This window comes from Nonomuraea sp. LP-02, assembly GCF_036289125.1.
GTDB classification, from domain to species: Bacteria; Actinomycetota; Actinomycetes; order Streptosporangiales; family Streptosporangiaceae; genus Nonomuraea; species Nonomuraea bangladeshensis.
The window spans coordinates 2,982,927-3,002,323 of record NZ_JAXCLK010000001.1 but is presented as its reverse complement, the minus strand read 5'-3'; the positions used below and the strand labels follow the sequence as shown (position 1 = coordinate 3,002,323).

The following is a 19,397-nucleotide window of genomic DNA, read 5'->3' as shown; positions in this document are numbered from 1 at the left end:
CCGCCGCCTGGACTGAGGAACGAAGGGAGCGAAGCGACCGTAGTGACGAGGGAAGGCGGCGGATCTGAGCGACCGAGCCGCCCGCGCGGAGCGCGGGCCATGAGCACGGCGACCGAGCCGCCCGCGCGAAGCGCGGGCCATGAGCACGGCGCGGGCCATGAGCACCTTATGCGATCATCTTCTGCGTGTGGCGTCTCAGTCTGCTCGACTGGATCAGGATCGGCCTCCTGGTGCTCGGCCTGGTGTTCGTGGCGACCGGGCTGCTGCCGTGGGAGGCCGCCGCCGAGAGCCTGGACGAGATCTGGCCGTTGCTGATCTTCCTGGTGGCGGTCATCGTGCTGGCCGAGCTGACCAAGGAGGCCCAGGTCTTCGACGCCATCGCGGCGCGGATGGCGGTGCTGGGCCGCGGCAACTACGCCGCCCTGTTCCTCCTCTGTACGGCCTTCGCGTCGTTCGTCACGATCTTCCTGAACCTGGACACCACCGCCGTCCTGCTCACCCCCGTGATGCTGGCCCTCGCCCCGAAGGCCCGCATCGCCCCGCTGCCGCTGGCGATGACGACGATCTGGCTGGCCAACACCGCGAGCCTGCTGCTGCCGGTCTCCAACCTCACGAACCTCCTGGCCATGGACAAGCTCGGCCTCGACGCGCAGGAGTTCGCCGCCCGCATGTGGGCGCCGCAGATCGCCGCCATCCTGGTGACGATGGCGTTCCTGTGGGCGTTCTTCTGGCGGCGGGGGGAGCGGGGCGACCTGCGCTACAGTCCGCCGGTGCTGGAGCCGGTCGGCGACCGGGCGCTGTTCGGCGTGGCGTCGGCCGGCTGCCTGCTGTTCATCGTGCTGCTGCTGCTCAAGGCGCACGTGGCCGTGGCCGCGGGTGCGGCCGCCGCGCTCGTCCTGGTGGTGTTCCTGCTGCGCGCCCGGGAGCGCCTGTCCTGGCGGCTGTTCCCGTGGCAGCTCGTGGTGTTCGTGACCGGGCTGTTCCTGGTGGTGCCGACGCTCAGCCGGCACGGTCTCGCCGACCTGATGACCTGGATGATCGGCGCCGAGGGCGACCCCTACCGCACCGCCGCCGTGGGCGCGGGCCTGTCCAACGCGATCAACAACCTGCCCGCGTACAAGGCCGTCGAGGGTGTCATCCCGGCCGCCGACCAGGACCGGCTGCTGTCGCTGCTGGTGGGCACCAACGTCGGTCCGGTGGTGACGCCGTGGGCGTCGCTGGCGACGCTGCTGTGGTTCGAGTCGTGCCGCAGGCACGAGGTGCGGGTGCCGATGGGCCGCTTCCTGCTCACCGGCGCCGGGCTGGCCGTGGTGGGACTGGTGGCCACCGTCTGGGCGCTCTGAAGGTCACGCCGCCGTGAGCTGGTAGGCGTCGGCGACCGCGCCGAGCGCCCAGCGCATGCGCCGCGCGTACGCCTCGGGGTGGTCGCCGGCCTCCTGCGCCACCTGGCCCGCGCACCGGGCCGGGTCGCCGCCGCACGCGCACAGCCGCTCGTCCACGGCTTCGCGGATGGCGTACGGCGAGAGCGCGTCGGAGGGCTGCAGAGCGGTCGTGAAGAGCACCTGCGCGAGTTGGGCCGTGGTCATCATGTCGGGCTCCTCTTCCGTGTGCCGTCGTCTGATGAGACTCCGGGCGGGAGCGGAACTCATCGGCTTGCGACACACTTCTTCCGCGTACTTCTGCACAAAAGCTTCTGCACAAAAGCTTCTGCACAGAAGCGGATCAGCGGAGCAGCGCGAGCAGCCCGGGGATGGCGCGCGGATGGGCGGCGACGAAGCTGCGCCGCTCGGCGGGCGCGTCCATGCACGCCTCGAACGGCTCGCCGTCCAGCGTCCTGATGTCGAGCCCGGCCTCCACGGCCAGCAGCGCGCCCGCCGGCAGGTCGACGGCCTCGGCGCGGTAGCCGACGATGCCGTCGATGTCGCCGCGCGCCAGCATCGCCCACGACAGCAGCGGCGCCCACAGCTGCAGGACCCGGCGGGAGGCCCGCTCCATCGCCTGCTTGAGCGCGCTGCCCGTGGCGTCGTCCCTGGCGACGCCGTAGCCCTGGGTCCAGGCCAGGAGCGGGCCGTGCGGGCTCGGCGCGTACGGCGGCGCGAGGCGCGCCCCCGAGGAGGCCGTCGCCCCCCGCCCCCGCACGGCCGACCACGTCTGCCCGGACACCGGATCGTGCACCACGCCCAGCACCGGCCGTCCGTCCCTGCACAGCGCCACGCCCACCACGAACGCGGGCAGCCCGATCGCCACGTTGTTGGTGCCGTCGAGCGGGTCGACCAGCCACGTCCACTCGCCGCCCGCGGCCCCCACCAGCCCGGACTCCTCGGCGATCACCGAGTGGGACGGGAACGCCGTCAGGATGCGCTCCAGCAGCAGCTTCTCGGAGGCGAGGTCGAGGTCGGTGACGACGTCGCCGGCCACGCCCTTGGCCCGGACCCCGATCGTGCCCCGCGTGCCCTCCCTGAGCAGCTCTCCTGCGGCCTCGGCGGCCTCGACGGCGACCGTGCGAGCGTGGTCCAGGTCCATCGGCTACCCCTCAGGTCAGGTGCGCGGTGACGAGGCGGACGGCGAGTGCGGTCTCGCCGGGGTCCAGGGGCTGCCTGGACACGTGGTGCGGACCGGCGTCGAGCGGCCCGAGCGACAGGTCGTGGCTGCCCGGCCGGCCCCGGCCGAGCGCGATGGTGGCGGCCTCGCCGCCCTCGGGCACCACGCTGGAGTGGAAGCGGCCGGCCGGCAGCGTGTAGGTGTCGCCGGCGCCGAAGACCTCCACGAGGCCGGTGGCGTGCCGCACGGTGCGGCCTGTGGGCGAGATGCGGTCGCCCGAGGCGTCGCTGACCACCTCGAACACCCGGTGGGTGGCCTCCGCGCCGGCGTCCGCGACGGTGATGTGCACGTTGCGTATCTGCCCGTAGAGCACGTGGCTGAAAAGGTCCCAGCTGTGGCAGTGGATCTGCGAGGTGGTGCTCTCGGCGTGGGCGAGCGAGCCGGACCACAGGTGGACGCAGACGCCCTCGTCGCCGTCGCGCTCCAGGGGAAGGCAGACGAAGCCCAGGGGATGGCGTATGGCGCTCAGCGGCCGTTCCAGCGCCTCCAGGGCCCATTCCCGCGCCTGTCCCGCCGTCACCCTGCGGCGCGCCTCCTGGTAGCTCATGGCCCGTAGGGGTCGACGGCGCGCAGTGCCTTGCGCGCGATGTCCACCACGTCGCGGCCGTCGTACGACTTGGGCAGGGGCATGCCGATGTGCTCGAACAGCTCCTGCACCTCCTCGATCGTCGGCTCGTCGCTCAGCGGCACCTTCTTGTACTGCTCCAGCGGCACCCGCCGCGCCTGCTCGAAGCTGAGCCGCAGCTCGGTGTCGCAGTTCTCGTAGTAGAAGGTGCCGGCGAGCGCCGTCATCGCCATGTTGGGGTCCTCGACCGTCATGATCAGGCGGGTGCTCGACAGGTCCCACCTGAACGTGGTCATCGTGGCCGACAGGCCCACGGCGATGTCGAGCAGGCCGTAGCGCTGGCGGTGCCAGAAGGCGGCCAGGATCGTCGCGTACGACTCCTTCCTGACCCGGTCGGTCGTCCACGTCTCGCCGGTGGCGTCGGGCGACTCCGACAGCGAGCGGCGGTAGTGGGCGTAGGTCTCGCACACCTCGGCGTCGGCCGGGTCGAGCACCTCGACCCTGACGGTGAGGTGCCGTTTCTCCCTGCGCGCCGCCGCCACGCACAGCGGCAGCGTGACCGCCCGCAGGTAGGTGCCGGTGCCGCCCTTGAAGCTCCAGCGGGCGGTGTCCTTGCGCGCCTCGGCGTGCGACTGCGCGATCTCCTGGCGGCTGCCCAGGACCCGTACGAGCTGCAGGGCGTCGAGGGCGCGGCGGGTGCTGTGGGCGAGGCTCTCGATCTGCTCCATGCGCGCCAGGCGCACCGGCAGCTCGGCCAGCGCGCCCGAGGTGATCGTCCGCTCGACGGGGGCCTGGCGCAGCCGGTCGCGCAGCAGCGCGGTGGCCACCAGCGCGAGGATGACCAGCGTCGCGGCGTTGACGAGCTGGCGCTGGATGTCCTGGCCCTCCTTGCCGAACATCTCGTCCGGCATGATGCCGAGCACGCCCACGACGACGGCCAGGATGAGGGCGATGGCGCCGTCGGCGTTGCGCGCCGCCCACGGAGCGGCCCGCTTCATCGCCCACACGAACCGTGCCATCTTCGCCCCGCCGTCCGACGATCAGTCAGTCCCCGAGGTCATGGTAACGACCGCGCAAGGAGACCACCAGAGAACGATCACCTGGCGAAAGATGCCGGGAACTTCGCCCCGGGCGGCACCCTCCGCCCGGGACGGGGACCCGGCTCAGAACCAGCCGCGGTGGCGGGCCATCTGCTCCAGGCCGTGCTGCAGCGCCTGCTCCGCCGCGTGCGGCGGGCCGTCGTAGTGCACGGTGAAGCGGTTGTAGGCGTCGTGGCTGGAGGTCAGGAAGCCGCCGCGCTTGTCGGCCTCCAGGATGACGTCCATCTGCCGCGGCCCGGCGATGAACGTCAGCTCCAGCTCGTTGAAGTGGCGCCGCCACTGCCCGCCCGCGTAGTACTCGATCTCCTGGAAGAACGGCATCGTGGAGCCGTACAGCGTGCCGCGTTCCAGGTCGGCCTTCTTGAAGTGGAAGCCCATCCGGTCGAGCGCGGCGATGACGTACTCCTGGGCCGGCAGCGGGCTGACGAACAGCGGGTCGAGGTCGCCCTTGTCGAGCGCGCCCGCGAGGGCCAGCTCCGTCTGCACGCCCAGCTTCATCCCGTGCAGCGGGTGGCCGCCGATCGCGCTGATCGGCGTCTCCCACGGGATCGCGATCTGGAACGGCTGCTGGTGCTGAGCTCCGGCGGCGAGCTGGAACGTGCCCGCGACCTGCTGGCGCAGGAAGCTGTAGCTCGTCTTGTACTCGTTGTCGCCGGACTCCACCTCGACCACGGCGGTCAGGTCGATGTAGATGCCCTCGACCTTGTAGTCGTTGTTGCCGCCGCGGAAGTTCACCACGCCGTGCAGGGTCTCGCCCGGCCGCACGCCCGTGTTCGTGAGGACCGTGTCGACCTCGACGCCCGCGCCGAACGCGGCCATCAGTTTGCGGAACACCATGGGGTTCTTCTCCTGGTTACTGAGCGGAAGGGGAGTGGCCGTTCTGGCCCGAGAGCCGGGGGAGCAACTGGGCCAGGAGGAGAGTGGACAGCGCGGAGTCGCCCTGGCCCTGCTGGGTCCGTACGACCAGCGGCTGGGGGGCGTTCTCCGCCAGGCGGGCGCCGACGTCGAGCCGCCTTCTGGCCAGCTCGTACTGCAGCACGGCCCGGTTGTCGCGGTAGGACTCGGCCAGCCGGCGCAGCGCCTTGGCCTCGTTCTCGGCGGAGGTCAGCTCGGCCCTGCCGCGCGCCTCGATCTCCCACGTGACCCGCTGCGCCTCGGTCTCCTGCTCCTCCAGCATGCGCGCGACGTCCTTGCGCGCGGTGTTGTAGGCGGCCTTGACCTCGACCACGCGGGCGTCGCGGGTCTTCTTGGAGCGCTCGATCTCCATCAGCAGCGTGTCGATGCGGCGCTTGCGGGTCAGCTCCCACTCGCGCTCGTACGCCGACAGCTCCTTGGCGACCTTCTCCCGGGTGGCCAGGTGCTGCTGGTACTGGTCGGGGAGCTGGACGTCGGGGATGTTCGCGCCGGTGATGCGCACGCCGTAGCGGCCGAGCTGCCGGTTGAGCGCGTCCTGCATGTCGCCGACGTCGGAGCCGCGCAGGTCGTAGGCCCGCTCGGTGTTGACCCTGCGGCTGCGCTGGCGGATCGCGTCCTGCACGGCGCTGGACAGCACCAGGTCGAAGTTGCCCGCGCCGATCGTGCGGTGGAAGGCCACCGGGTCGACGATCCGGAACTTCAGGAAGAACTCGATCGACTTCAGCGGCACGTTCTCGGCCGTGGGGCAGGCCACGATGGGCGCCGAGTACGGGATCTCGGTGGAGGTGTCGACGACCGCGTCCACCCGGTCCCACGGCAGCCACAGGTAGTGCCGGCCCGGCGGCAGCGTGCCGGTGATGGCGCCCCAGCGGCTGCGTACGCCGGTGGTGCCCTCCTCGATCTCGATGATCGCCTTGCGCCACATCGTGACCAGCGCGAGCAGCAGGAACAGCAGCGCCAGCAGCGCGGCGGAGACCGTGAAGTCGGTCAGCGCGGCCATGCCGGCGAAGTACAGCGCCAGGAAGATCAGCGTCATCCAGGCGAAGCCGCGCCGGTCCTTCGGGATGACGACGGGCACGAGCTGGCCCTGCTCGCCGCCCCTCAGGAGCTGGCGGATGTCGCCCCAGGAGGCGACCGACTCCTTGATCTTGGAGAACTCGCGGCTCATCGGATCTCCCCCTTGCCGGGCAGCAGGCGTTCGACGGTGCGCTCCAGGTCCTGGTCGGGCTCGGGCGGCTCCTGGGGGCCGGCGACGTCCGCGGCGGCCTTCCTGAGCAGCGCCGCGATCTCGGCCTCGCGGTCGCGGACGCGGGCGCCGATCTCGTCGAGACGGGACCGGATGGCGGCCATGTCCTCGGCGGAGAAGAGCTGCGCCCCCTTGCCGCCCACGAGCTGCTGGGCGAGGGCGAGGAAGTCGATGTCGCTCTGCTCGCCGACCTGCACCACCTGGGGCAGCCGGGTGGCGACGGACTCCAGCTTGGCGAGCAGGTCCTGCTGGAAGCGGTAGTCGAGGATCTCGGGGGCCTCGGCGGCCGACAGCGCCCTGATGTCCAGCGCCTGCGCCTCCAGGAGCGCGGCGTTGGCGTTGGCCGTGGACTCGGCCTCCACCAGGCGCTGCCTGGCCTGCGCCGTGGCCTGGTGGGTCGCGCGCTCCAGCGCGGTGTCCATGCGGGCCTGGTAGCCGGCGATCTCCGCCTGGATGGCGCTCAGCGTCTCCTGGAGCCCGGCCAGCTCCTTGACCAGGTCGCCCTCGTTCTGCTCCTTGCGGAGCTGGAGCTCGTACTCGTAGGTGTACGCCTCCTTGGCGACCCGGACCATCTCGGGGGCGGCCAGGTCCATGCGGTACTCCTGGCTGGACGGCTCGGCGTGCGTGATGTTCACGTCCGTGAGCCGGACGGCCGGCAGGAACTGCTGGTTCAGGCTCTCCAGCATGCCGAGCGTGCTCTCGCCCACCAGGTCGTAGATGTCTTCGGCCCGCTGGGCGTAGATGAGGGAGCGGGTGACCTCGCTGATGGCGTTCTGCAGCTTGGACTGGAAGCCGCTGACCGAGCCGAGCACGAAGATGAACTCCGCCGGGTTCTCGATCCTGAACTGCAGGAACAGGTCCACGCTCGCCTTGACGCCCTGCTGCGTCGGCGCCTCGCGGATGGGGGCGTTGAACGGGTACTCGCGGGTGGTGTTGACGATGTAGCTGACCCGCTTCCACGGGTTGAACAGCGTCACCCGGCCCGGGTCGGCGATGTGCACCAGCTTGCCGAACTTGGTGATGAGCGCCTTGCAGCCCTCGGGGACCATCACCACGCTGCGCCGCCACCACAGGAACGCGGCCGCGAGGATCAGCGTCACCCAGTAGTGCGGCCCGAAGAACAGGTCGGTGTTCGGGATGACGTTGCCGAGCGCGCCGATGAGGCCGAGCACCACGAGAATGCCCAGGGGCACCAGGACCTTGGCGGTGCCGCTCTTGGGGATCACCACGGGCGAGATGACGTGCATGCCGTTCTCGGCGAAGCTGCGGTTGACGATCTCGCCGGCCTCGTTCAGCGAGGCGGTGCGCGCCTCGATGAGCGTGCCGACGGACGCGCCGCCGTCCCTGTCCGCGGCGAAGTCGTGCGGGTTCAGCGCGAAGCCGGGAGCCTGGCCCTGGTTGCCTCGCTGGCCTCCTGGGGCGCCGACTTGTCCGGCGAACTGGCCGGCGACCTGACCGACCGCCCCGCGTACGTCACCCCCTTGGGCCACCGCCTGGGCTATGCCCTGACCTGCCTGGATCAGTGCCTCTCTGGGTCGTGACATCAAACCTCTCTTTTCCACTACCGGCGCGAATCCGACCGTATCGGGTGCCACTTACTATTCACTTGCAAAGGGATGTCACAGGTCTATTGCGCCTTGTAGTAGACATGCCACCTATGTAGTAGATCTACGATTGAGGTGGGCCGGGCGCGGGGCTGAGAAGATACGCGGTGATGAGCGAGACCGTCTACAATCGCATCGCGCTGCTCCGGGCCGAGCGGAACGTGACCAGAAGACAACTGGCCGCCGCCCTCGGCGTGCACTACCAGACCGTCGGCTACCTGGAGCGCGGCGAGTACAGCCCCAGCCTTCACCTGGCCTTGAGGATCGCCGGCTACTTCGAGGTGCCCGTCGAGGTCGTCTTCTCCACCACGCCCTTCCCGCGCATCGGCGAGCGCTCCGCCTGAGGTCGGATTCTGTCGGTCGCGGCACCTACAGTGGCAGCATGCGTCCGGTCACAGATTTGCAGCGGAAGGTGGCGCCGTTCGAGGTCGTCACCGAGATGACTCCCTCGGGCGACCAGCCGACGGCCATCGCCGAGCTGGAGCGCCGCGTCAAGGCCGGCGAGAAGGACAGCGTCCTGCTCGGCGCCACCGGCACCGGCAAGACCGCCACGATCGCCTGGCTGATCGAGCGGCTGCAGCGGCCCGCCCTGGTGATGCAGCCCAACAAGACGCTCGCCGCGCAGTTCGCCAACGAGCTGCGGGAGATGCTGCCCAACAACGCGGTCGAATACTTCGTCTCCTACTACGACTACTACCAGCCCGAGGCATACGTCCCGCAGAGCGACACCTACATCGAGAAGGACTCCTCGATCAACGACGAGGTCGAGCGGCTGCGTCACTCGGCCACCAACTCGCTGCTCACCCGGCGCGACACCATCGTGGTCGCCTCGGTGTCGTGCATCTACGGCCTCGGCACCCCGCAGGAATACGTCGACCGCATGGCCCGCCTGCGCGTCGGCATGGACATCGACCGCGACCAGCTCCTGCGCCGCCTGGTCGACATGCAGTACACCCGCAACGACCTCGCCTTCACCCGCGGCACGTTCCGGGTGCGCGGCGACACCATCGAGATCATCCCGAAGTACGAAGAGCTCGCCGTCCGCATCGAGATGTTCGGCGACGAGATCGAGAAGCTGTCCACGATGCACCCGCTCACCGGCGAGGTCATCACCGAGGACGAAGAGCTCTACATCTTCCCCGCCTCCCACTACGTCGCCGGCGAGGAGCGCATGGCCGCGGCGGTCACGGGCATCGAGGCGGAGCTGGCCGAGCGGCTGTCGGAGCTGGAGCGGCAGGGCAAGCTGCTGGAGGCGCAGCGGCTGCGGATGCGCACGACGTACGACATCGAGATGATGCGCCAGATCGGCACCTGCTCCGGCATCGAGAACTACTCGCGCCACATGGACGGCCGGGCCCCCGGCAGCGCGCCCAACACGCTGCTCGACTACTTCCCCGAGGACTTCCTGCTGGTCCTCGACGAGTCGCACCAGACCGTGCCGCAGATCGGGGCGATGTACGAAGGCGACGCCTCGCGCAAGCGCACGCTGGTCGAGCACGGCTTCCGGCTGCCGTCGGCGCTGGACAACCGGCCGCTCAAGTGGGAGGAGTTCCTGGAGCGGATCGGGCAGACGGTCTACCTGTCGGCGACGCCCGGCCCTTATGAGCTGGGGCGGGCCAAGGGAGAGGTCGTCGAGCAGGTCATCCGCCCGACCGGCCTGGTCGACCCCGAGATCGTGGTCAAGCCCACCAAGGGGCAGATCGACGACCTGGTGCACGAGATCCGCGAGCGGGCCGAGCGCGACGAGCGCGTGCTCGTCACCACGCTGACCAAGAAGATGGCCGAAGACCTCACCGACTACCTCCTGGAGCTCGGCATCCGGGTCCGCTACCTCCACAGCGAGGTAGACACGCTGCGCCGCATCGAGCTGCTGCGCGAGCTGCGCACCGGCGAATACGACGTGCTCGTCGGCATCAACCTGCTGCGCGAGGGCCTCGACCTGCCCGAGGTGTCGCTGGTCGCCATCCTCGACGCCGACAAGGAGGGCTTCCTGCGCTCCGAGACGTCGCTGATCCAGACCATCGGCCGCGCCGCCCGTAACGTCTCGGGCCAGGTCCACATGTACGCCGACAAGGTCACCCCGTCCATGGAGCGGGCGATCGACGAGACCAACCGGCGCCGGGCCAAGCAGATCGCCTACAACGAGGCCAACGGCATCGACCCGCAGCCGCTGCGCAAGAAGATCGCCGACATCCTCGACTCGCTGCAGCGCGAGGACGCCGACACCGACAAGCTCCTCGGCGGAGGTGGCCGCCAGCAGTCGCGCGGCAAGGCCCCGGTCCCCGGCTTCGGCGGCCGCGCCGCCGGGCAGCACGCCAAGGCCATCGCCGGCGAGATGCCGCGGGCACAGATGGAGTCGCTCGTCGAGTCGCTGACCGAGCAGATGCACCAGGCGGCGGCCGACCTGCAGTTCGAGGTGGCGGCGCGGCTGCGCGACGAGATCAAGGAGCTCAAGCGCGAGCTCCGCGACATGCGCGAGGCCGGCGTCAAGTAGTCGTCGCTCGGCCGGGCGCGGCATGGACCCGGCGCCGATGGGCAGCGGACCTCCATGAACAAGACGCTCACGGGGGTCCTGGCCGGCGCCGCGCTGCTGACGGGAGGGTGCGGCGGGCAAGCCGCGCACGAAGCACAGGGGATCGAACGGCTGGCCGCCCAGCCGCCCAGCCCGACTGAGGGCGTGCCGAGCGCTCCGCCCACCGGCCCGATGGCGTCCACTCCCGCAACCGGCTCGCCCACCGCGGGCACGCCCGGCGCCGCCGGGGCGGACGACCTGAAGCGGGCCGCCCAGGCCGCGCTCGCCGCCGCGTCCGGCGCCGCGCTCGTCTCGATCGAGAGCGAGGAGAACAACCGCTGGGAGGTGCAGGTCGCCGACCGCGACGGCACCGAGCGCCGGCTGGACGTCGCCGACGGCAAGGTCGTCTCCGGCCCGAGCCTGGAGGACGACGATCCCGAGGACAAGGCCGAGCTCAAGAAGCTGCTGAGCGAGGTCAAGGTCGACTGGACCCAGGCCCTGGACAAGATCACCGCCACCGTCCCCGAGGGGCGCGTGACGGAGCTCAACCTGGACTCCGAGCACGGCAAGCCCGTCTGGGAGGCTGACGTCATCCTGCCGAACGGGACCAAGCACGAGGTCGCGATCGACGCCGTCACCGGCGAGGCGACCAGCCCCGGCAGCGCCACACCCGCCGAGACCGGCATGCCCACCGAGACCGGCACACCCACGACAACCGAAACACCCACAGGCTGACCCGCGCGGGGGCTCGCATCCGCGCCCGGGCTCGCATCCGCGCCCGGGCACATACCTCGCCCGGGTCCGCGCCCACGTCTGGGCTCGCACCTGCGCCCGGGTCCGCGCCCACGTTGGCGCCAGCATCCGCGCCCGAGCCCGCATCCGCACCCGCGCCTGCCCGCCTTCTCCTCCCGCCCTCCGGCCTGCCTGGCCGGAGGGAGGGGGTGTGGGGTCAGGGGAGGAGGTTGTTGAGGGTCCGGGCGAAGGCGTCCGGATTGTCGAGCATGATGTTGTGGCCCGTCTCCGGGATGGCGAGCACCTGGACCCCGGCCGCCCGCAGACCGTCGGCGTCGTCCGGGGCGTCGCCCTCCGGATGCAGGTACGTACGCGGCATCCGCAGCGACACGAGCAGCTCGCGCATCGTGGGATCGGTGCCCCGGGCGAGGCTGACGGCCGTGCGGTGGAGCCCGCGCAGGTCGGCCAGGCGCATCGTGGACCACCAGTGCGGCCCCACGCGGTCGCGCACCTCCTTCCACCCGCCTTCGACGAACTCCTCCTCCCCGTAGCTCGCGATGCCGCTGCCGCCGGGCGGCACCGGGGCCGGAGGGTGGGGGTCGAGGTTGGCGTCCACGAGGACCAGGTGGGAGACGAGCTCGGGATACCGGGCGGCCAGGACGACGGCCACGGCCCCGCCCATGCTGTGGGCGATGAGTGCCGCGTCGGCGACCCCCGCCTTCTCCAGGGCGGCGGCCAGCGCGCCCGCGTGGGCCTCCAGCGTGTACGCGAACTCCCGCGGCCGGTCGCTGATGCCGAAACCGAGCAGGTCGATCAGGAGGGAACGGCGGCGCGGCAGCAGCGGATGAGCGGCCACCTCCGCGTAGTAGGGGGCCGAGGTGGCGCCGAGCCCGTGGACGTAGACCCGGGCCGGATCCGGGCCAGGCAGCTCGACCCAGCGCATGCGGGCGCCGCTGGGATGGACGATGGCATCGTGCATGACGGCCTCCTCATACCTCGGGATCAATATATATCGACACCGAGGTATGCTCATCGTCATGTTGGAACTGGCGATACTCGGGTTCCTCAGCGACCATCCCCTGCACGGCTACGAGCTGCGTAAACGGGTGGCGGCCCTCATGGGGCACGTACGCCCGGTGGCCGACGGCACGCTCTACCCGGCCATCAAGCGTCTGGCCGCCGCCGGATGGGTGACGAGGAAGGACGAGCCGGGCGCCGCCGCCGCGCCCCGCCGCGTCCTCTACCTGACCGAGGACGGTCGCGCGGAGCTGGAGCGGCGCCTGCGCGAGCCCGCCGACCTCGACATCAGCGACGAGAACCGCTGGTTCACGCTGCTGGCGTTCCTGCGCCATCTGGACGAGCCGGGCGCGCAGGCGGCCGTGCTGCGCAGGCGGCTGACGTTCCTGGAGGAGCCGACCAGCTTCTTCTACGACGGCGAACGGCCGATGGCGGCCGAGGAGTTCGCGGACCCGTTCCGGCAGGGACTGCTCGTCATCGCTCAGGCCACCAGCCAGGCCGAGCTGACCTGGCTCAGGAACACGATCGCGGACCTGGAGAGCACCCCGGCGGCCGGATAACGGGATGCGCCGCGCCCGGGCGCATGCGTACGGTTCGGAACGTGAGGCGATGCGGGGAGTGCGGTCACTGGGAGCCCGCCGGGGCGCCCGGCTGTGAGCGGTGTGCGGCCCTGGTGGACGAGATCGTCGAGGAGGGCTGGCGGGCCTTCGTGGAGCGCGAGTTCGGCACGACGGACCCGCCCGGCGAACGCCTGATCGCCGAAATGGTCGTGGACGAGCCCGACCGGCACCCCTGGCGGGTGGTGGACGCCGCCTACGACCGGCTGACCTGCCCCGAGTGCGGCGACCGGCTCAGCCGGGGCCCGGCCGGCTGCGCCCCCTGCGACCTGGCGAACGGCTTCCGCTACTCCGCCGTCGAGATCGACCGCCCTGGTGTGCCGCCGGGCAACGAGCACGCGCTGCGGGTGAACGTGGCGGTGACCCGCCGCCCGTACGGCATCTCGGCCGCGGAGGTGCTGCTGCGCCGCCTGTCCCTGCCGATCCTGCTGGACGGCCTGCTGCCCACGACGGCCCAGGCCCAGGCCACCAAGGCGGCGGCGAACGCCGGCGCGACGGAGTCCGAACTGGCCGCCCTGGTCTACGGAGACTGGGGCCGCGGCCAGGGTCGGGAGGGCCCGTTGCCGAGGGCCCGTTTGAAGTCGGGGCATTCGACGAGCGGCTCGTGATCGCAGACGGCGGCGTGGCGGAGACTGTCACGCAGCCGGGTGAGCCGGCCGATCTGCTCATCGAGGCCGCCGGCCCTCGCGGCCATGCGGGCGCGCAGATCCGGGTCGCCGGGCCGGGCCACCAGGAACCGGCCGATCTCCGCGACCGAGAATCCGGCGTCACGCGCGCACGTGATCAGCTCCAGGCGGTCCAGTACGTCCGGATGGTACGTGCGGCGGAGCCCGTTGCGTCCGGCGGAGGCGATCAGTCCTTTCTTCTCGTAGAACCGCAGCGCCGAAGGCGCCAGCCCGGACCGCTGCGCCACCTCGGCGATGTCCAGCCAACCCTCGTCCATCGACCGCCCCTTGACTTGAACCGCGCTTCAAGTCGCAGTCTAGACGCCATGAAGATCCACCATCTGAACTGCGGGTCCGTCCGGACGATCGAGGCCACCTACGACGGTCCGCCGCCCGCGCCCGCGGTGAACCACTGTCTGCTGGTCGAAACCGATGCCGACGGCCTGGTACTGATCGAGACCGGACTCGGCCTCGGCGATGTCCGTGATCCTGGCGGCACGCTCGGGGTCGAATGGGTCGAGATGGCACAACCCATCCTGGATGAGGAGGAGACGGCCGTCCGTCAGATCGCCCGGCTCGGTCACACGCCGTCCGACGTCCGCCACATCATCGTGACCCATCTGGACGTGGACCACTGCGGCGGCCTGCCCGACTTCCCCGGCGCCCGGGTTCATGTGCTCGCCGCCGAGCTTGAGGCGGCCCTGGCCGAGGCGCCCAGCTTCCGCTACCGTCCCGCTCACTGGGCTCACGGCCCCGACTGGGTCACCTACCGTCCCGCACCGGGGGAGGAGTGGTTCGGCTTCACGGCGATCCAGCCGGAAGGGCTGCCGCCGGAGATCAAGCTGATCCCGCTCGGCGGGCACACCGCCGGACATGCCGGGGTCGCCGTGCGGGACGGCGACCGGTGGCTCCTGCACTGCGGCGACGCCTACTACTACCACCGTGAGCTGGAGGCGCTGAAGGAGCCGCACCCGCTGCTGGACCTCGTCCAGACCGGTTCAGAGGTAGATCGCGACCTGCGGCTCGGCACCCAGGCCCGGCTGCGCGAGCTCGTACGCGACCACGGGGACGAGGTCGAGCTGTTCTCCGCGCACGACCCGTGGGAGCTGGCCCGTTACCGCTGAGAGCGCGGCGGCTAGTCCGGCGGCCAGCTCAGCCGCAGGTCGAGGTCGACGTCGAAGCCGATGTCGAGCTGCAGTCTCTTGCGGTGGATGCCGGTGGGGACATAAGCCTTGACGGCCGGCTCCAGCTCGAAGGTGAAAACGACCGGCAGGCCGTCCTCCTGCTCGACCCGCCAGAAATGCCGGATGCCGGCGTTGGAGTATTTGATCGGCTTGGTGGTGCGGTCGCGGTCCATCGACTCCTCCGAGACGACCTCCACCACCAGGTGCACGTCCTCGGGCCGGAAGGAGGTGGTGCGCGGGGTGATCGCCGACTTCTCCACCAGGAGGATGTCGGGCTCCGGCCGCTGGCGCGCGCCCAGAGTGACCGTCATCTCGCGCACCACCGCGAGGTGCGCGGGCGGCTTGAGCCGGTTCTCGAACAGCCGGATCGTGTAGAGGTGGAACGCCGTCCGGGGCGGCATCACGATGAGTGCCCCGTCGATCAGCTCGACGTGCCGCGGCGCGCCGGGAGGAAGGTGGTCGAGCATGTCGGCGGTCCATCCGCCGGGCGGGCCGGGACGGAACCATTGGGGAAGGGCCGCGGTCATCGACGTGATCGTCAGGGACGGTCGCGGCGCTCGTCGAGGGAGCGGCGGTAGAGCTCGTCGATCTCTTCGAGGGGGTCCGGCGGGCGGCGGCGGGCCTCGATCTCCAGGTCCGTACGCGACGACAGGTCGGCGATCCCGGCGGAGGTGTGCTGGACCTGGTCGTCGAGGAGGTCGGCGCGGATGCGGGCGCACATGGCCGTCAGCGTGGCCTGGTGCTCGCGCAGCCGGCCGAGCGTGGCGTGGTCCACGTAGGGGGAGACGCGGCGCTGCTGGGCGTACATGCCGAGCTGGCCGTCGTGCACCCCGGCCTGGGCCTCCAGGTCGGCGAGGAGGCGGGGCAGGTCGCCGAGGCCCCAGCCCTGACGCTGGGCGTGCTCGAAGGCCTGGCGGGTGAGGGCGACCTCGCGGCGCAGGTCGAGGCGGAGGCGTTCGACCTCGGCGGCGTCGCCTGTGCCCATCGCGTTGACGTGCGTGGTCAGCCGGCCGGCGGCCTGCTTGGCGTGGCCCGCGGCCTTGCGGCCCAGCTTGACCAGCAGGTAGATGCCGACGCCTCCGAGCAGCAGGAGGAACGCCAGAATCACCAGGACGACGACGAGGAATTCGCCGATCTCCGTCACCCCCCTTGTCGGTGTCGTTGTCTTGAGGATAGTCGGCCCCGCCGGTCCTGGCGCGCCGCGCGCCCAGACCTCGAACGCCCGCCAAGCAAGCACTTGATCGAGGAGGGGAGTCGTGTTTGAGTGCACAAGGTCGGGGCTGGATCGCGGCGGAAGGGCGGCGGGCGTGCTGGACGGCAAGGTTGTGATCATCACCGGGGGAGCGCGCGGCATGGGCGCGGCCACCGCGCGGCGCTGCGCCGCGGGCGGGGCGCACGTCGTGCTCACCGACGTGCTGGAGGAGGAGGGGACCGCCACCGCCAAGGAGGTCGGCGGCCGGTTCCTGCCGCACGACGTGACCGACGAGGAGCGGTGGGCGGCGGTGGTCGCGCGCACGGTCGAGGAGTTCGGGCGGCTGGACGGCCTGGTCAACAACGCCGGCATCGCGACCGCCGTGACCATCGAGCAGCAGTCCTTGCCGGAGTTCGAACGGGTGCTGCGGATCAACCTGGTCGGGGTCTTCCTCGGGCTCAAGGCCGTCGCCGGGGCCATGCGGGCGTCGGGCGGCGGCGCGATCGTGAACCTGTCGTCCGTCGCGGGGCTCTTCGCGCTGCCGGGAACGGGCGGGTACGGCGCCTCCAAGTGGGGAGTGCGCGGGCTGACGAAGATCGCGGCGCTGGAGTTCGCGCGGGACCGGATCCGCGTCAACTCGGTGCATCCCGGGATGATCGTCACGCCGATGACCCGGCCGTTCGGCGCCGTCTCCGGCGAGGGGACCTTCCCCCTGGCCCCGGCCGGGCGATGGGGCGAGCCCGAGGAGGTCGCGGAGGCGATCGCGTTCCTGCTGTCGGACGCGGCGTCGTACGTGTCCGGCGCGGAGCTGGCCGTGGACGGCGGCTGGACGGCGGGCGAGGCCGCCCTCCTGGGCCCGCCCCCCACCCCGGCCCCCGGCGCGGGCGGGGTGGGCTGAGCGGTGCCGTACGCCGACGTGGCCGGCGACGTCCGGCTCTTCTACACCGACGACGGCACGGGCGAACGCCCGCCGCTGCTGCTCGTGCACGGCTGGGGCACCGACTCCCACCAGTGGTCCTGGCACATCGACGCCCTGACCGCCGCCGGTCACCGCGTGATCGCCCCCGACCTGCGCGGGCACGGCTACTCGTCGGTCCCGGAGACCGGCAACACGCCCCGCGCGATGGCCGCCGACCTCAAGGCGCTCCTCGACGTCCTCGGCATCCGCCAGGTGGTCGCGGTCGGCCACTCGATGGGCGCCCAGGTGGTCTCCGTCCTCGCCGTCGAGCATCCGGACCGGGTCCGCGCGCTCGTCGCCGTCGATCCCGGCTACGGCATGTCCGACGACATCGTGCGCGGCTTCCCCCGGATGGTCGCGGGCCTGCGCGGGCCGCGCCCGCACGAGGCCGCCGAGGCCATCGACGAGTGGTGCACGAACGCCGCCACCCCCGCCGTCGTCCGCCGCTGGCACAAGCGCCGCCTGCACGGCATGGCCCCGCACGTGCTGGCCGAGGCGATGGAGGCGATGTTCACCGCGCCGGACGCGATCGGGCCGCGGCCCGCGAGCGAGGAGTACCTGGCGCGGCGGACCTGCCCGGTGCTGTCGATCTGGTCCGACGCGGGGCGGGCGTCCTGGGAGGCGGGGCTGCTGAAGGACCCGGCGTCCAGGGTCGTGTGCTGGGAGGGCTCCAGCCACCGGCTGCACGAGGAGCGGCCCGCGGAGTTCGTCCACCTGGTGACGGGGTGGCTGCGTCGAGTGGCAGCGTGAGGGGCCCCGGCGGAGCACCGGGACCCCTCACCGCGTGGGCGCGGCAGGGTCGGGGGCCACGAGACGCCCACACGTCGCGTTCGCTACCGGGAAGGACTGTAGGGGGCGCCCGGGAACCGGCGGATCAGCCCGCAGGGTGACTGCGGATCATCCTGGAGGCTGACTCCGGGCGGCCCGCCTGCGGGCACGGAACCGCCGTACGCGCCGCAGGAGCCACCAGCTCAGCACGGCGAGCAGCACCAGCGCGACGATCACCAGCAGCGGGAGGAAGATCGCGATCAGGCTCATGCCGAGCGAGCCCGCGTCCTCGACGGTGCTCACGACGGGGGCGCCGGCCCCCGCCGTGCCCACGTTGACGAGGGGGCGGGCGGCCGCCTTCATGGCGTGCACGGCCAGCGCGACGCCGATGCCGAGCAGCCAGCCGACCCAGGGGTGCTCGGTCATCCAGGAGGACTGCTCCAGCTCGGCGGCGGCACTGGTGGCGGAGAAGACCACGCCGCCCGAGGCCGGGCGCACCACGGTCTGGATGGCGTCGTTGACGCTGTCGACGGCGGGCACCTTGTCGAGGACCACCTCGGCGGCCAGCAGCACCGCGATGACGGCGAGCACGCCCCAGTTCGACAGCCAGGCGTAGCCGTCGGGGAGTTTCACGGTGTCGGTGAAGTTCGACAGCACGCCAACGACCAGGAGCGGGATGTAGGCGTTGAGGCCGGCGGCCGTGGACAGGCCCAGGCCGGTCAGTGCGGCGAGCATTGCTCCAGTCTGCCCGGCTTCAGTCGGTCCGCGCGGCCTCGTCCATGAGATCCGTGAGCCCGCCGCCGGTGAACTCGGCCACGGCCCGCTCGTACTTCTCCATCCCCCAGGACCAGAAGTCGAAGTCGATGGTGTCGTTCGCGCCGTCCTGGATGGCGGCCCAGAGCGTCCAGCCGTACTTGGACATGAGGCCGAGCAGCCGGGCGCGGGCGATCTTGTGGCGCAGCCGCCGGCCGTAGTACGCGGTGACCAGCTCCTCCAGGTGGCCCGGCGGCAGGTCGGACTCGCTCCAGACGTTGCCGAGCTCGAAGCAGGGGTCGTTGTTGCCGGCGTACTCGTAGTCGATCAGCCACAGGCGCTCGCCGTCGTCGAGGATGTTGCCCGGCAGCAGGTCGTTGTTGCAGGGGACGGTGCCCTCGGCACGCACCGCCAGACATTTCCGGATTTTTGCCGTGTCGGGCATGAAATCCAGATATCTCGCCGGCAATCGGAAGCCCCGCTCCCGCACGATCTCCAAGTACCGCCGCTGCACCTCGAACATGTCGAAGTCCCGGGGGAACCGCGGCCCCGCGTGCAGCCGCCGGCACGCCTCGGCCACCCGCGGCAGGTTCGCCGGGTCCCGCAGGTCCGCCTCGGTGAAGGCGCGCGCGGGAAGGTACTCCACCACCAGCACCCCCAGCTCCGGCAGGTACGCGTGCACCGGCGCCCCCACCCCCGCGGCCGCCGCCGCGAGCGAGCTGGCGTGCTCGGCGTCCCTGTCGATGGCCAGCAGCGCGCCGTCGCTGGCCTGCACCCGCACGACGTACGCGCCGGCGGGCGTGACGACCTTGTAGTTGCGGTTGGTGAGCCCGCCGGGCAGCTCCTCGACCGAGCGCGGCCCGCCGCCCGGCAGGGGGACGCGGTCCAACAGGTCGAGCAGTTCGGACGGGACGGGCGCCTCGGGCACGGCCATGGTCGATGCTAGGCCGCCCGCCGCCGAACGGTCT

General features: G+C 71.4%; 22 protein-coding genes. 9 read left to right on the top strand and 13 right to left on the bottom strand.

The window, feature by feature from the left end; all coding sequences use genetic code 11:
- The first annotated feature begins 185 nt into the window (after nt 1-185).
- Nucleotides 186-1,343: an SLC13 family permease gene (locus SMD20_RS13980; protein WP_329580212.1), complete on the top strand. Its 1,158-nt coding sequence runs from the start codon at nt 186-188 to the stop codon at nt 1,341-1,343.
- Nucleotides 1,344-1,346: 3 nt separating this feature from the next.
- Here the strand turns inward: SMD20_RS13980 and SMD20_RS13975 are convergent, their stop codons facing one another.
- From SMD20_RS13975 to SMD20_RS13945, 7 genes are all read right to left on the bottom strand, one after another.
- Complete coding sequence (locus SMD20_RS13975; RefSeq protein ID WP_329580210.1) at nt 1,347-1,589, bottom strand: hypothetical protein; 243 nt, start codon at nt 1,587-1,589, stop codon at nt 1,347-1,349.
- Nucleotides 1,590-1,722: 133 nt separating this feature from the next.
- Entirely contained in the window at nt 1,723-2,523 is an 801-nt protein-coding gene (locus SMD20_RS13970) for an inositol monophosphatase family protein (RefSeq protein ID WP_329580207.1), read from the bottom strand.
- 10 nt (nt 2,524-2,533) lie between these two features.
- Complete coding sequence (locus tag SMD20_RS13965; RefSeq protein WP_329580204.1) at nt 2,534-3,148, bottom strand: hypothetical protein; 615 nt, start codon at nt 3,146-3,148, stop codon at nt 2,534-2,536.
- A complete protein-coding gene (locus tag SMD20_RS13960; protein WP_329580201.1) occupies nt 3,145-4,185 on the bottom strand; it encodes a hypothetical protein in 1,041 nt (346 codons plus the stop codon). Before SMD20_RS13960 ends, SMD20_RS13965 begins: the two co-directional genes overlap by 4 nt.
- A 144-nt stretch (nt 4,186-4,329) precedes the next feature.
- Nucleotides 4,330-5,103, bottom strand: coding sequence for a sporulation protein (locus tag SMD20_RS13955; protein WP_329580198.1), 774 nt, complete (start codon nt 5,101-5,103; stop codon nt 4,330-4,332).
- 16 nt (nt 5,104-5,119) lie between these two features.
- The gene (locus SMD20_RS13950) at nt 5,120-6,349 is read right to left on the bottom strand and encodes an SPFH domain-containing protein (protein ID WP_329580195.1); all 1,230 of its coding nucleotides are present in this window, start codon (nt 6,347-6,349) and stop codon (nt 5,120-5,122) included.
- Nucleotides 6,346-7,971 carry an SPFH domain-containing protein gene (locus tag SMD20_RS13945; RefSeq protein ID WP_329580192.1) on the bottom strand — a complete coding sequence of 542 codons (1,626 nt, stop codon included), beginning with the start codon at nt 7,969-7,971 and terminating at the stop codon, nt 6,346-6,348. Before SMD20_RS13945 ends, SMD20_RS13950 begins: the two co-directional genes overlap by 4 nt.
- A gap of 170 nt (nt 7,972-8,141) precedes the next feature.
- On the opposite strand from SMD20_RS13945, the gene SMD20_RS13940 reads away from it, so the two are divergent.
- From SMD20_RS13940 to SMD20_RS13930, 3 genes are read left to right on the top strand one after another with little or no spacing between them, the layout of a single operon-like run.
- Nucleotides 8,142-8,375 (top strand): helix-turn-helix transcriptional regulator, encoded by a 234-nt coding sequence (locus SMD20_RS13940; protein WP_329580189.1) that lies wholly within the window; start codon nt 8,142-8,144, stop codon nt 8,373-8,375.
- 38 nt (nt 8,376-8,413) lie between these two features.
- Nucleotides 8,414-10,525: an excinuclease ABC subunit UvrB gene (gene uvrB, locus SMD20_RS13935; RefSeq protein ID WP_329580186.1), complete on the top strand. Its 2,112-nt coding sequence runs from the start codon at nt 8,414-8,416 to the stop codon at nt 10,523-10,525.
- A 54-nt stretch (nt 10,526-10,579) separates the two neighbouring features.
- Nucleotides 10,580-11,278, top strand: coding sequence for a PepSY domain-containing protein (locus SMD20_RS13930; RefSeq protein WP_329580183.1), 699 nt, complete (start codon nt 10,580-10,582; stop codon nt 11,276-11,278).
- Between the two features lie 214 nt (nt 11,279-11,492).
- Here SMD20_RS13930 and SMD20_RS13925 read toward each other — a convergent pair whose 3' ends face one another.
- Nucleotides 11,493-12,254 carry an alpha/beta fold hydrolase gene (locus SMD20_RS13925; protein WP_329580181.1) on the bottom strand — a complete coding sequence of 254 codons (762 nt, stop codon included), beginning with the start codon at nt 12,252-12,254 and terminating at the stop codon, nt 11,493-11,495.
- 58 nt (nt 12,255-12,312) lie between these two features.
- Here SMD20_RS13925 and SMD20_RS13920 point away from each other — a divergent pair, with 58 nt between their 5' ends.
- Nucleotides 12,313-12,852 (top strand): PadR family transcriptional regulator, encoded by a 540-nt coding sequence (locus SMD20_RS13920; protein WP_329580179.1) that lies wholly within the window; start codon nt 12,313-12,315, stop codon nt 12,850-12,852.
- Nucleotides 12,853-12,893: 41 nt separating this feature from the next.
- Nucleotides 12,894-13,517 (top strand): hypothetical protein, encoded by a 624-nt coding sequence (locus SMD20_RS13915; protein ID WP_329580176.1) that lies wholly within the window; start codon nt 12,894-12,896, stop codon nt 13,515-13,517.
- Here the strand turns inward: SMD20_RS13915 and SMD20_RS13910 are convergent.
- A complete protein-coding gene (locus SMD20_RS13910) occupies nt 13,430-13,852 on the bottom strand; it encodes a MerR family transcriptional regulator (protein ID WP_329580173.1) in 423 nt (140 codons plus the stop codon). The genes SMD20_RS13915 and SMD20_RS13910 overlap by 88 nt on opposite strands.
- 48 nt (nt 13,853-13,900) lie before the next feature.
- Here SMD20_RS13910 and SMD20_RS13905 point away from each other — a divergent pair, with 48 nt between their 5' ends.
- Entirely contained in the window at nt 13,901-14,698 is a 798-nt protein-coding gene (locus tag SMD20_RS13905) for an MBL fold metallo-hydrolase (RefSeq protein WP_329580170.1), read from the top strand.
- 11 nt (nt 14,699-14,709) lie between these two features.
- Here SMD20_RS13905 and SMD20_RS13900 read toward each other — a convergent pair whose 3' ends face one another.
- Together SMD20_RS13900 and SMD20_RS13895 are read right to left on the bottom strand one after the other, a co-directional pair.
- Nucleotides 14,710-15,285 carry a Uma2 family endonuclease gene (locus SMD20_RS13900; RefSeq protein WP_329580167.1) on the bottom strand — a complete coding sequence of 192 codons (576 nt, stop codon included), beginning with the start codon at nt 15,283-15,285 and terminating at the stop codon, nt 14,710-14,712.
- An 11-nt stretch (nt 15,286-15,296) separates the two neighbouring features.
- Nucleotides 15,297-15,902: a hypothetical protein gene (locus SMD20_RS13895; protein WP_329580165.1), complete on the bottom strand. Its 606-nt coding sequence runs from the start codon at nt 15,900-15,902 to the stop codon at nt 15,297-15,299.
- A 112-nt stretch (nt 15,903-16,014) separates the two neighbouring features.
- Between SMD20_RS13895 and SMD20_RS13890 the strand changes: the two genes are divergently transcribed.
- Both SMD20_RS13890 and SMD20_RS13885 read left to right on the top strand, forming a co-directional pair.
- Complete coding sequence (locus SMD20_RS13890; protein WP_329580164.1) at nt 16,015-16,848, top strand: glucose 1-dehydrogenase; 834 nt, start codon at nt 16,015-16,017, stop codon at nt 16,846-16,848.
- Nucleotides 16,849-16,851: 3 nt separating this feature from the next.
- Nucleotides 16,852-17,658 (top strand): alpha/beta fold hydrolase, encoded by an 807-nt coding sequence (locus tag SMD20_RS13885; RefSeq protein ID WP_329580162.1) that lies wholly within the window; start codon nt 16,852-16,854, stop codon nt 17,656-17,658.
- 147 nt (nt 17,659-17,805) lie between these two features.
- On the opposite strand, the gene SMD20_RS13880 is transcribed toward SMD20_RS13885, so the two are convergent.
- Nucleotides 17,806-18,411, bottom strand: coding sequence for a DUF4126 domain-containing protein (locus tag SMD20_RS13880; RefSeq protein WP_329580159.1), 606 nt, complete (start codon nt 18,409-18,411; stop codon nt 17,806-17,808).
- 19 nt (nt 18,412-18,430) lie between these two features.
- Nucleotides 18,431-19,363, bottom strand: a complete 933-nt coding sequence (locus SMD20_RS13875) for a phosphotransferase (RefSeq protein ID WP_329580155.1) — start codon at nt 19,361-19,363, stop codon at nt 18,431-18,433.
- Nucleotides 19,364-19,397 lie beyond the last annotated feature (34 nt).

Coding starts and splice junctions, on each gene's coding strand:
- SMD20_RS13975 (WP_329580210.1), bottom strand. CDS start 1,589: ATGATGACCACGGCCCAACTCGCGCAGGTGCTCTTCACGACCGCTCTG.
- SMD20_RS13970 (WP_329580207.1), bottom strand. CDS start 2,523: ATGGACCTGGACCACGCTCGCACGGTCGCCGTCGAGGCCGCCGAGGCC.
- SMD20_RS13965 (WP_329580204.1), bottom strand. CDS start 3,148: ATGAGCTACCAGGAGGCGCGCCGCAGGGTGACGGCGGGACAGGCGCGG.
- SMD20_RS13960 (WP_329580201.1), bottom strand. CDS start 4,185: ATGGCACGGTTCGTGTGGGCGATGAAGCGGGCCGCTCCGTGGGCGGCG.
- SMD20_RS13955 (WP_329580198.1), bottom strand. CDS start 5,103: ATGGTGTTCCGCAAACTGATGGCCGCGTTCGGCGCGGGCGTCGAGGTC.
- SMD20_RS13950 (WP_329580195.1), bottom strand. CDS start 6,349: ATGAGCCGCGAGTTCTCCAAGATCAAGGAGTCGGTCGCCTCCTGGGGC.
- SMD20_RS13945 (WP_329580192.1), bottom strand. CDS start 7,971: ATGTCACGACCCAGAGAGGCACTGATCCAGGCAGGTCAGGGCATAGCC.
- SMD20_RS13940 (WP_329580189.1), top strand. CDS start 8,142: ATGAGCGAGACCGTCTACAATCGCATCGCGCTGCTCCGGGCCGAGCGG.
- uvrB (WP_329580186.1), top strand. CDS start 8,414: ATGCGTCCGGTCACAGATTTGCAGCGGAAGGTGGCGCCGTTCGAGGTC.
- SMD20_RS13930 (WP_329580183.1), top strand. CDS start 10,580: ATGAACAAGACGCTCACGGGGGTCCTGGCCGGCGCCGCGCTGCTGACG.
- SMD20_RS13925 (WP_329580181.1), bottom strand. CDS start 12,254: ATGCACGATGCCATCGTCCATCCCAGCGGCGCCCGCATGCGCTGGGTC.
- SMD20_RS13920 (WP_329580179.1), top strand. CDS start 12,313: ATGTTGGAACTGGCGATACTCGGGTTCCTCAGCGACCATCCCCTGCAC.
- SMD20_RS13910 (WP_329580173.1), bottom strand. CDS start 13,852: ATGGACGAGGGTTGGCTGGACATCGCCGAGGTGGCGCAGCGGTCCGGG.
- SMD20_RS13905 (WP_329580170.1), top strand. CDS start 13,901: ATGAAGATCCACCATCTGAACTGCGGGTCCGTCCGGACGATCGAGGCC.
- SMD20_RS13900 (WP_329580167.1), bottom strand. CDS start 15,285: ATGACCGCGGCCCTTCCCCAATGGTTCCGTCCCGGCCCGCCCGGCGGA.
- SMD20_RS13880 (WP_329580159.1), bottom strand. CDS start 18,411: ATGCTCGCCGCACTGACCGGCCTGGGCCTGTCCACGGCCGCCGGCCTC.
- SMD20_RS13875 (WP_329580155.1), bottom strand. CDS start 19,363: ATGGCCGTGCCCGAGGCGCCCGTCCCGTCCGAACTGCTCGACCTGTTG.